This window comes from Gammaproteobacteria bacterium, assembly GCA_013001575.1.
GTDB lineage: Bacteria > Pseudomonadota > Gammaproteobacteria > Steroidobacterales > JABDMI01 > JABDMI01.
Map to the genome: position 1 here is coordinate 17,138 of JABDMI010000030.1, position 10,277 is coordinate 27,414.

Below are 10,277 nucleotides of genomic sequence, written 5' to 3' on the forward strand. Positions count from 1 at the left end.
GTTTTTTACCAGAGGAATAATTGTGAATAAATCAGTTGTTAAATTTAGCCTAAGCAGATTTTTTAGTATTGTACTCATCGCCAGTCTGGTGGCTTGCGGTGGTCAGAACGACTCAAGCGAGCAGTCGACAAATTCCAGTGCAAACCAACAACAATCTGCAGCGGCTAATAAAAAAATTGGACGCGAATATTTCCTTGAACTCCAGGAAGGTCAGGAACTTGCCGAGGAGCAAGTCTTGCACAAGGGCAATGGCGCTGAAGTGCAAACCCTGGATCCGCACAAGGCCGAAGGTGTGCCGTCTTCCAATGTTTTACGTGACCTGTACGAAGGCCTGACCAGTGAAGCGCCTACCGGTGAAGTGATACCGGGGGCAGCCGAATCCTGGACCCTTAGTGATGACGGTCTGGTCTACACCTTTAAGATCCGGGAGAATGCCAAATGGTCAAACGGCGACCCACTCACGGCGGCCGATTTTGAATACGGCATCAAACGTAGTATTGATCCGGCCACCTTATCCAAATACGCCTATATTCTGGCGCCGATCAAAAATGCCGAAGCCATCAGTTCCGGCAATGAGGTTGTGGCCAACCTGGGCGTGAAAGCCATAGACGATGTAACGCTTGAGATTCAGTTAAAAGCACCAACGCCATATTTTCTTGGTTTGTTGAATCACTCCAGTACCTATCCGGTACATAAAGCGTCGGTGGAAGAATACGGCGATCAGTTTTCCCGTCCTGGCAAAATGGTCTCCAACGGGGCTTATTATCTGGTCGACTGGGTGCCACAATCGCATATGATCCTGGATCGCAACACGCATTACTGGGATAACGCCGACACCATCATTAACCGTGTGTATTACTATCCGATCGAAGACCAGTCCACCGGCTTGAAACGTTATCGCGCCAATGAGCTTGATTACACCTATGAACTGCCCTACAAACAACTTACCTGGATCAAGGAGAACATCCCTGACGAACTGGTGATCGCGCCGTATCTTGGGGTGTATTATTTTGGTTTCAATTTGACCCAACCACCATTCAAAGACAATTTTGAATTACGCAAGGCCTTGACTCTGGCCATCGATCGCGAAGTGATCACCGAACGCGTGACCGGCGCCGGCGAAATTCCTGCTTATAACTTTGTACCACCGGTTAATAATTACACCGGTCAAAAACCTGACTGGGCCAACTGGACCCAGGCTGAACGTCTGGCCGAAGCCAAAAAACTATACGCCGCGGCCGGGTACACCAAAGACAGTCCTTTAACCATCAGTATTCATTACAACACTCACGAAAACCATAAAACCATTTCCACCGCGGTTGCCGCGATGTGGAAACAAAGCCTGGGCGTGAATGTGGAATTGCTCAACCAGGAATGGAAAGTATTTCTGGAAACCCGCAAACAGAAAAAAGAGACCCAGGTGTTCAGAGCCGGCTGGATCGGCGATTACAACGATCCGTATACCTTCTCGGAATTGATGTTAAGCAACAGTGGATTGAATGACTCGGCCTACTATCGCGACGAGTACGATGCATTACTGGCCAAAGCCAGTGTGGAGTCGGATCTGGGCAAGCGCCGTTTATTGCTGGAAGAAGCCGAACGTATGATGATGAGTGAATTGCCGATCATGCCGATCTATCACTATGTGACCAAGCGTGTGGTTAAAAAGCACGTGGGCGGTTTCCATCCAAATATCATGGATCATCATTTCACCAAAGACATGTTTATTGTTAAACATTGACTTGAACATTGATCTGCATTACTGAATATTAAACATTTTAGTTAACCAAAGACATCACATGAAAAAATTACTTACAACGTCCATTCTCGCTTTGTTCCTGTTGGTCGCCTGTGGCGGCAACAACTCTGATTCAGGCGAGCAGTCAGAAAAGTCTGCGTCTTCCGATTCCGGTGAAGGGGTGGTATTCCATCGTGGTAATGGATCAGAGCCCGATACTCTGGATCCGCATCGCAGTGAAGAGACCTCGGCTTCTGAAATTCTACGCGACGTGTATGAAGGCCTGACCACCGAAGACATTGATTCCAATATCGTGCCAGGACAGGCGGAACGCTGGGACATCACCGAAGACGGTAAAACCTATACCTTTTATTTACGCGAAAATGCCAAATGGTCGAATGGCGATCCGGTGGTGGCCCAGGATTTTGTCGCGGGCATGCAGCGCACGGTCGATCCGGCCACAATCTCTTCTTACGCCCAGATCCTGGATATGATCGTGAACGCCAAAGCCGTGCGCGAAGGCGATCTGCCGAAAGAAGCGCTCGCGGTCAAGGCCGTGTCGGACAAAGTTCTGGAAGTGAAACTCAATGCACCAACGCCGTATTTTCTCGGCTTACTCAATCACTCGTCTACTTATCCGATCCATCGTGCGTCTTGGGCCGAATACGGTGATAAGTTTGCCAAGGCCGGCAATATGATCAGTAACGGGGCGTATACACTGGACGAATGGATCGTGGCATCACACATCAAACTGGTGCGTAATCCACATTATTACGACAACGACAATGTGCAGATTGACACGGTTTACCATTATCCGACGGAAGACATTTCTGCCGAACTCAAACGCTACCGAGCCGGCGAACTGGACTTTACCGACCAGATCCCGAACAACCAGTTTCGTTTTGTTAACGAGAATCTCAAAGACGAGTTTTATGTGGATCCTTACCTGAGTACGTACTATTACGTGTTTGACAATACCCAAGCACCGTTCAATGACAAACGCCTGCGTCAGGCCTTAAGCATGGCCATAGACCGAGAAACCATTGTGGAAAAAGTTACCGGAGTGGGTGAAATAGCCGCCTACGGTTTTGTTCCGCCACCCGTGGCGAACTACCGCGCATATAAATACGCATGGGCCGATTGGCCGCGTGAGAAACAAATTGCCGAAGCGCAACGTTTGTATGCTGAAGCCGGTTACTCCAAAGATAATCCACTGGTTACTGAAATTCGTTACAACACAAGTGAGAATCACAAAAAAGTGGCCGTGGCAATTTCTGCCATGTGGAAACAGGTGCTGGGCGCTGACATCAAACTCCTGAATGAAGAATGGAAAGTGTTTTTGCAGAGCCGTAAAAACAAAGACAAATGGGACATCGTTCGTTACGGCTGGGTGGGTGATTATAACGATGCGTTTACCTATGCCGAGATCATGCATTCTACCCATGGCCAGAATGACAGCGGCTTTAGCAATCCGGAATACGACCGTCTGGTTGAAGCCGCCGCGGTTGAAGGCGATCTGCAAAAACGCGCCGACATGTTGGCTGAAGCCGAAAAGATCATGTTGAATGATTATCCCTTGATGCCAATATATTTTTATGTCACCAAACACCTGGTCAAGCCGCACGTTAAAGGATTTAAATCGACCATAATGGATCACAACTATTCGCGTCATTACCGTATTGAAAAATAGTTTTTTCCTAAACAGTCTTGTGTGATAATCCGCGCATGCTGAAAAAAACCAAAGCCCTGCTCAATTCAAGCGCCGGGCTTTTTTTATGCCTTGGGATTTTATTAGGCTTAGGCCTTTTTTCATGCAGCGCCAAACAGACTACGCACCAGTATCCGGACACCAAGATCTTAAAACGCGGAAATGGCGCAGAAGTTGAAACTCTGGATCCACAGCTGATACGTAGCGAAAGTGCCGGCAACGTGGCACGTGACCTGTACGAAGGCTTGCTCACTGAAGCCGCCGACGGATCCTTGGTCCCGGGCGTTGCAGTATCCTGGACATATGACCCTGAAACCCTGTGCTATAGGTTCGATCTTCGCCCCGAGGCTAAATGGTCGAATGGTGACCGGGTCAGCGCTCAGGATTTTGTGCGGGGCATGCAATACGCGCTGGATGTGAAAAATAACTCACCCTATCGTGAGCTGTTAAATTCAATCATTAAACTAGAAGCGATCAGCACAGTGGAGTTACATTTATGCACCAAGCATGCAGTGCCGTATTTTTTGGAGTTGCTGGCATTACCGGTGAGTTTTCCACGACACGCCGTAAGCGCGGCGAAAGCCCCGGTCAGTAACGGGGCCTATCGACTGTCAGATTGGGCGCCGCAAGAGAAAATCGTACTCACAAAAAATCCCCATTTTCATGCCGCCGATACCGTGTATTTTGAGCAGGTCGAAATTGTGACCACCGAAGATCCGGCCAGCGAGCTCAAACGCTTTCTCGCCGGTGAACTGGATATCACCGTTACTGTTCCGCCGGGTGATGTTCCTCGACTTAAACAACAGCATTCCGAAGCATTACGTATCGCACCGGTGTTGAACAGTTACTTTTACGGATTCAATCTCAGTCGTCCTCCGTTTCAAAACAAGCCCGAACTGCGTGAGGCTTTATCCTTGGCAATTGACCGCGAGGTTTTGGCAGACAAAGTCCTGGGCAGCGGCGAACAGGCGGCCTGGACCTTGGTGCCACCGGGCATGCCTGACTACACATCACCTGAGACCAAGTATGCCAACTTGCCACCGGCACAGCGTCAAGCCCGCGCCCAAAAGCTGTATGCCGACGCCGGATATTCCGCAGACCAGCCATTGCAAATCCAGTTGCGTTACAACACCTCGACGGTACATAAAAAAATTGCTGTGGCGGTGGCAAGTATGTGGAAACAAACGCTTGGTGTAAAAGTTGATCTATACAACGAAGAGTGGAAAGTCTTTTTGGATAACCGGCGACAAAAAAACACTCAGGTTTTTCGATCAGGCTGGATCGCAGATGTGAATGATGCGAGTAATTACCTGGAATTGTTCAGTGCAGCGCATCCTTTGAACGATTACGCGTACCACAAGCTGGAATTTGAACGTTTACTGGAGTCGGCAAAAACCGCTAGCAGTGAACGGACGTCTATTCTGCAGGCCGCTGAAAAGCAATTACTCGATGATCACGCGATTATTCCCTTGTATTTTTACGTCAGCAAGCATATGGTCAATCCTGAGATCAAAGGCTGGATAAATAATTCACTGGATCATCATCCCAGCCGCTTTTTGTTCAGAACCAGTCATTAATAGTAAAAAATAAACGGGAGAACACAATGTCAGCAACCACCACCGCACTGTTGGGCTACATCCTCTGGATGTTAATTTTATTGGTCATACTCGCAGGCCTGCGTTCGGCTTTGACCTTAAGTGGCAAAAAAATGGTAAACAGTTTTGCCCCGGACGGGGCCGATGCGGGCGATTTTTCCAATCGCCTGTGTCGTGCGCACGCCAATTGTTATGAGAGTTTTCCGATCATTGGCGGCATATTGCTTTTTGCCCTCGCCAGCGGGCAAACCGGCGTGACAGATGGACTTGCAATGATCATGCTTGGCGCGCGAGTGGCTCAATCGCTGACGCACTTGATCTCAACCAGTGCCATTGCGGTGTATGTACGCTTTGGTTTTTTCCTGGTGCAGATCGCAATTGCCGCTTACTGGTTGTTTGGCTTTTTCGCAGCTTAGAACAGCCTGAAAAAATTTATCCGGGTTAGCTATCGCGCTTTCCCGGTTTAATTTGCTTTACCACTTTGGAGTAAATTCCTGAGACGCAGCACGTCTTTGTAAGTATCTTTGGGCAAACGCGCGTTATACAAAGACGTTTTTACATTACCACCCGGGTTGGACTGAACAAACCAGGTGAAACGCACTTTGTTGTTGTCCAAATCCTGTATTTTATAAGTGATGTCCGAGACCATACGAATGTAGGATTGTTGCGGGTATTTGTCATCTGCGGATTGCATGGTGATTGTTACCGATTTCAGATCGTGTGATCGCTGAGTTGTAACATGCAAGACACTCTCGCGATCCTTAAGTGGAAACGGAAAATCCAGAACCGTATAAAAGAACATTTCTTCAGGGCTTATTTGTTCGAGCAATGTTACTTTTTTGCACATTTTGATCCATGCATTGCATTCCTGACCATTGCCAATGGCTTTTGCTACAGTTTCGAGATCACTATCCAGTTCGGTTATGAGTTTGGCCGCATGGTATGGAGAATCCGGAATGGCCCGAGTGAAGACTTGAATATTATTGCGGTCTTTTTTTAGTATCCAGGCACTGTCGGCGTGCATCGATACAGGCATCATGACAAAAATAAGTAGTCCAGCAAAAATTGTCGCCAGTGTCGACCTCAGTCTCACATTATTGTCCTTTTATATTCGTGATTGACATGCAATCAAGTGTAGCATTGATTACCAAATCGCTGGTAAAGGCGCTAAAATCAGGGATATGTGTGGCGCTTTTCAACAATTCCCGACCCTGGATATGGCCGAAATGCTGGCAGCTTTAAATGTGCAAGGCACCCTGGAGAACCGCGGCATGTGTCGGCCAGCCAGCAAGATCCAGATCGTGGTGGGTAGTGAAAACGAGGGTGAACACAAGATCGTGGACGCCACCTGGTGGCTGTTACTCGAGAAACAAAGCGAGAAGGGACTAACCTGGAAGCCGAATCAAAAATACAAAACCTTTAACACTCGATCGGAAAAACTTCTGGAAAGCCGCTTGGCCAAAAAACCGTATTTGAATACCCGTTGCCTGATTCCGGCCGCAGGATTCATGGAAAGCAAGTCTGGAACTTACCATCACATCACCAATGAGAAACAGAGCATCGCATTTGGTGGATTGTATAAGGAGTATCAACTGGATGACGATGAAATCTTGTATTCGGCTTCGATCATCACCTTACCGGCGACTACGAATTTCGAATTTGTGCATCATCGCATGCCGTTGATGTTAGATGTTGAGAATAAGAACACTACCCGACAATGGCTGCACAAAAATCATTTTCCTGATGAAGGATTTGAGCTTGGCAATAATTTGCACACGCCATTATTGGTCACACCGTCAGCCAAATATGGGACGGTAGAACCACAAGGTGAAACCCTGAAAGTTAGCTAGCCTGCAACAAGCCTAATGCGCTTTACCTTTATAACGTGAACCGCCGGTGCGACTCGCGCCCCATAGATTCATCGCATCAGAATACTTATTCATAAATAATTTTCGCGTGCTGGTCGATGCGCCCGGGCGAAAAATGAATTTATGCAATTGTAATCTGTTTGCAATCGCCGAATTGTCATTGGCAGTGGCGATATACAGTTGATGGCGGTTAATGGTGTCGCGAAAAAATTGATAGGCACTCTTAGGGTAATGCTCTTCGGTGCACAAAACAGTCGGGCTGCGCCATTTTTGCGGCGCATTGGTACGCGGCTTGCATTCTATGGTTCCCATCGGGGTTGAAACCGCATAGACCAGACCGATCATGCCATGAAAAGGGTGCTTGCTGGTGCGTTTGAAATAACCTTCGGACGTGGATTCATAAATGGCAATGTCAAAATAGCCATTCATGTCTTGCAATACCGGAATGCTAGTGATCATTTGCCTTTCTCCTTGCTTCCTTGATACTTAATTTCCTGGGATTGTCCATCCCGCTCTTGCACGGGATACGCTCCTAATTCTAGAACTTTGTGAGAACAATTTCTGTAACAAATTCGGGATTTGTATGACTAATATCATGCTGCAATGCAAAGGATTCGCATGATTGAAAGTCAAATAATCGCCTTAGCATGGTTAAGGTGGAAATCCGTTATAAGATTAATTTCTTAGAATTTGAATCGACTCTTTACAATAAAAAACGACGTCTTCCCGTCACGGCATTTGCCATGTCCGGGATCCATATTTTGCAAACTCTATGGATTCCTGACTCCACAGGAAAGACGACGTGTTATATGCATCAAGTTGTTCTGAGCTTAACTCGTGTAAAAAAATTACAGTCAATAATCATTACATGTTTTTCAGCTTTTTAACGATAGCCTTTTCCATTGCATCACGATCTTCAAGGCTTTGCATAGGCTTCACTTTCCAGGTAAACACGCCCCAGGCGGGCAAATCACGCAGCATTCGGTCAACTTCGCTGTGTGAATCTGCTTCTACAAGCATGATCAAAGTGCGAGAGCCTGCCGGAAATCCCACATACTTGATCTTTTTTTGTTTTTTAAGCTTCATTAACATTGCAAAGGTTGGCAAAATCCCTTTTTCCAGGACCATCACGGCCTCACTGGGGTCGGTGAAACCGGGTCCATCTGTGGTGCTGACAATGTACATATCAGCGGCGAGTGGAGCACTACAAAACAGGCTGATTAAAAGGGCAGTTAGAAATTTACTCTTCATGCTGGTTCTCCATTGGTAGTCAAAAAGAGAACAGCACGTCAGGCTGCTCTCATGTGATGAAAAAATGATAGCGAACAATCACAGCCTATGTTTGCACGATGTGGCAATGTTTCTCCTCGATAGGGAGAACTTCGAATATGTGTATTTTACGCCTTATTTGCATTATTAGCTGTAACGAATGTGTTACAAAAAATTTTGTTTATTTTAGATGCAGACGCAGGACCAATAAAATAATTGTCCGGCAATGTAAAATGCAATATTTCTCAGGCGTTGGGTCGTTTATTTAAATTGTTTTTTATCTTCGGGTTTGGCTTGGTAGTGTTCCGGAAACTTTGGATATATGTTTTCAAAATCTTTCAAGCTTTGATTGGTGAGATGCCGGAAAATTAACAACAAGGCAATAATACTGAATACCGTCAGGCCACCAAAGAACAGAACATCATTCATGGTGATCTGGCCATTAATGTGCGGCTTGTCTTCGGCGAAAATGGCCGAGCCACTGAAAATTGTTAGTAGTAATAGTGCTGTTGCGGCAAAAATCTTACGGATTGAAAAGTGTGACATAAATATAGATCCTTTATATTTTAATAAATAATATCTTGGTATTTGATAGGCAAAGTATAGGGTAATGCATCATTGCTGTAATATCTCTTTAGTTATACAGGCGATTCAATATTTCTGCCTGTTTTGTACAAGACGTATTTTATCTTGTCCGACCAGTCTTGGCGATAGCAGCATTGACAGAAATTTCCCCTCCGCAGCTTAAAAAATTACGTTCTGTGGCTTAATAAAAGGATTTAAAGCAATCACATTAAAAATCACAAGCCACTTACCGATGTGCGTAGGATTAATCTGATTGGTTATTTTTTCCAGATCGTTCCCAGAGCCGCAAAATACAAAGTCATGAGTAAAGAAAAGTTCCATTCAACAACATTTTCACTGGCCTGCGTTTTGATCTGCAAGGCTTCCGAGATCAAACTTGCGATGGCAATCAGTAACAGCAAGATCAAGACCGTTGTCTGAAAGCGCAAGGCCGTCAGGTGGCGGGCAAAGCCGGCGCGTTCATGCGTCAGTTTATAGTGTTGATTCAGTAACAACAATTGTGCCAGGGGAATGCAAAAGAAATACACCAGCACCCCGGCACGCCGCATGAAGTTATACATCGCGCCATCACTGCCTAAAAAGATTATGTACACGATCAGGGCCAGCGAACCGCTTACGCCCAGGGCCAGATTGAGACGCCCGGTCCGTGTCTGCTGTTCACGCAGGGAATCGAGCCAGCGTTGTGCGTATTGCCATAAACCGATCATGAGAATTCCGTAAGCGATCATCAAGAGCTTGAACCACCATAGGCCTGGCCCAAGTCGGGCAGCACGACTAATGCTGGTACAGCCTTCCAGATACGGCACACACCAGGAAACATGGGCGCCGGCGGCACTGAGCAAATAAACGCCGTTGCATGCCAGTATCGGCAGCAAGGTGACGAGCAGAGCCAGGTTTTTAGGATGCATGCGGCTAGTGTAAGTCACACGCCGGGTTTACTGAAAGCCAAACCGCAGCCAGCGTAATAATAAAAATCGAAAGAATTAGTCTATATACCAGGCTTGTGGCTAGCTAATCCTGACCGCTTACATTGAATTTCTTGTGTAAAACTACCGAGAGACAGACTTATCCTGTCGGCTAGTATTTGCTGCGTAATTTACTGAAACCCCACAAACGCATGGATTTAATGAACTTGGTGATAAACAATTCCTTGATAGACGGCGAGACGCCAGAGCGGAAATGGATGTGATGCAAATTCAATTTCCTGATGCGATCGCTATTGTTATCGGCGGTAGCAATGTAGTATTCATGTTGTTTAATGTGACGGCGGAAAAATTTATAGGCACTGCTGGGATGATGTTCCTCGTAACTGATAACCGTGGGGCTACGCCAGTTTAGGGTGTTACGTGTACGCGGTTTGGCCTCGATTGTTCCAACCGGGGCAGACACACCGGCAATTACCCCGGCTAGACTTTTGAACGGACGCTTGGCCGTGCGCCGAAAATGCCCATCGGTGGTGGTCTCGTAGATCGAGATCACGTAATAACCATTCATGTCCTGTAGAACTGGAATAC

General features: G+C 46.7%; 11 protein-coding genes. 5 read left to right on the forward strand and 6 right to left on the reverse strand.

The annotated features are described in order from the left end of the window. The first annotated feature begins 22 nt into the window (after positions 1-22). From HKN88_02795 to HKN88_02810, 4 genes are read left to right on the forward strand one after another with little or no spacing between them, the layout of a single operon-like run. Complete coding sequence (locus HKN88_02795) at positions 23-1,741, forward strand: peptide ABC transporter substrate-binding protein (protein ID NNC96980.1); 1,719 nt, start codon at positions 23-25, stop codon at positions 1,739-1,741. 58 nt (positions 1,742-1,799) lie between these two features. Then, positions 1,800-3,428 (forward strand): peptide ABC transporter substrate-binding protein, encoded by a 1,629-nt coding sequence (locus tag HKN88_02800; GenBank protein ID NNC96981.1) that lies wholly within the window; start codon positions 1,800-1,802, stop codon positions 3,426-3,428. A 35-nt stretch (positions 3,429-3,463) separates the two neighbouring features. Next, complete coding sequence (locus HKN88_02805) at positions 3,464-5,023, forward strand: peptide ABC transporter substrate-binding protein (protein NNC96982.1); 1,560 nt, start codon at positions 3,464-3,466, stop codon at positions 5,021-5,023. Between the two features lie 26 nt (positions 5,024-5,049). Beyond that, on the forward strand, positions 5,050-5,457 hold the full coding sequence (locus HKN88_02810; protein NNC96983.1) for an MAPEG family protein: 408 nt from the start codon (positions 5,050-5,052) through the stop codon (positions 5,455-5,457). 47 nt (positions 5,458-5,504) lie between these two features. Here HKN88_02810 and HKN88_02815 read toward each other — a convergent pair whose 3' ends face one another. After that, on the reverse strand, positions 5,505-6,080 hold the full coding sequence (locus tag HKN88_02815; GenBank protein ID NNC96984.1) for a hypothetical protein: 576 nt from the start codon (positions 6,078-6,080) through the stop codon (positions 5,505-5,507). 142 nt (positions 6,081-6,222) lie between these two features. On the opposite strand from HKN88_02815, the gene HKN88_02820 reads away from it, so the two are divergent. Next, positions 6,223-6,891, forward strand: coding sequence for a hypothetical protein (locus tag HKN88_02820; GenBank protein ID NNC96985.1), 669 nt, complete (start codon positions 6,223-6,225; stop codon positions 6,889-6,891). A 12-nt stretch (positions 6,892-6,903) separates the two neighbouring features. Here the strand turns inward: HKN88_02820 and HKN88_02825 are convergent, their stop codons facing one another. From HKN88_02825 to HKN88_02845, 5 genes are all read right to left on the reverse strand, one after another. Next, the gene (locus HKN88_02825; GenBank protein ID NNC96986.1) at positions 6,904-7,368 is read right to left on the reverse strand and encodes a hypothetical protein; all 465 of its coding nucleotides are present in this window, start codon (positions 7,366-7,368) and stop codon (positions 6,904-6,906) included. Between the two features lie 405 nt (positions 7,369-7,773). Next, positions 7,774-8,160, reverse strand: a complete 387-nt coding sequence (locus HKN88_02830; protein ID NNC96987.1) for a hypothetical protein — start codon at positions 8,158-8,160, stop codon at positions 7,774-7,776. A gap of 279 nt (positions 8,161-8,439) precedes the next feature. Then, entirely contained in the window at positions 8,440-8,724 is a 285-nt protein-coding gene (locus HKN88_02835; protein ID NNC96988.1) for a hypothetical protein, read from the reverse strand. 296 nt (positions 8,725-9,020) lie between these two features. Beyond that, a complete protein-coding gene (locus tag HKN88_02840) occupies positions 9,021-9,671 on the reverse strand; it encodes a hypothetical protein (protein NNC96989.1) in 651 nt (216 codons plus the stop codon). Between the two features lie 169 nt (positions 9,672-9,840). Further along, positions 9,841-10,277: hypothetical protein (locus tag HKN88_02845; protein NNC96990.1), on the reverse strand; the 437-nt coding region annotated here is incomplete at its 5' end.

Coding starts and splice junctions, on each gene's coding strand:
- HKN88_02835 (NNC96988.1), bottom strand. CDS start 8,724: ATGTCACACTTTTCAATCCGTAAGATTTTTGCCGCAACAGCACTATTA.
- HKN88_02800 (NNC96981.1), top strand. CDS start 1,800: ATGAAAAAATTACTTACAACGTCCATTCTCGCTTTGTTCCTGTTGGTC.
- HKN88_02820 (NNC96985.1), top strand. CDS start 6,223: ATGTGTGGCGCTTTTCAACAATTCCCGACCCTGGATATGGCCGAAATG.
- HKN88_02825 (NNC96986.1), bottom strand. CDS start 7,368: ATGATCACTAGCATTCCGGTATTGCAAGACATGAATGGCTATTTTGAC.
- HKN88_02805 (NNC96982.1), top strand. CDS start 3,464: ATGCTGAAAAAAACCAAAGCCCTGCTCAATTCAAGCGCCGGGCTTTTT.
- HKN88_02830 (NNC96987.1), bottom strand. CDS start 8,160: ATGAAGAGTAAATTTCTAACTGCCCTTTTAATCAGCCTGTTTTGTAGT.
- HKN88_02810 (NNC96983.1), top strand. CDS start 5,050: ATGTCAGCAACCACCACCGCACTGTTGGGCTACATCCTCTGGATGTTA.
- HKN88_02840 (NNC96989.1), bottom strand. CDS start 9,671: ATGCATCCTAAAAACCTGGCTCTGCTCGTCACCTTGCTGCCGATACTG.
- HKN88_02815 (NNC96984.1), bottom strand. CDS start 6,080: ATGATGCCTGTATCGATGCACGCCGACAGTGCCTGGATACTAAAAAAA.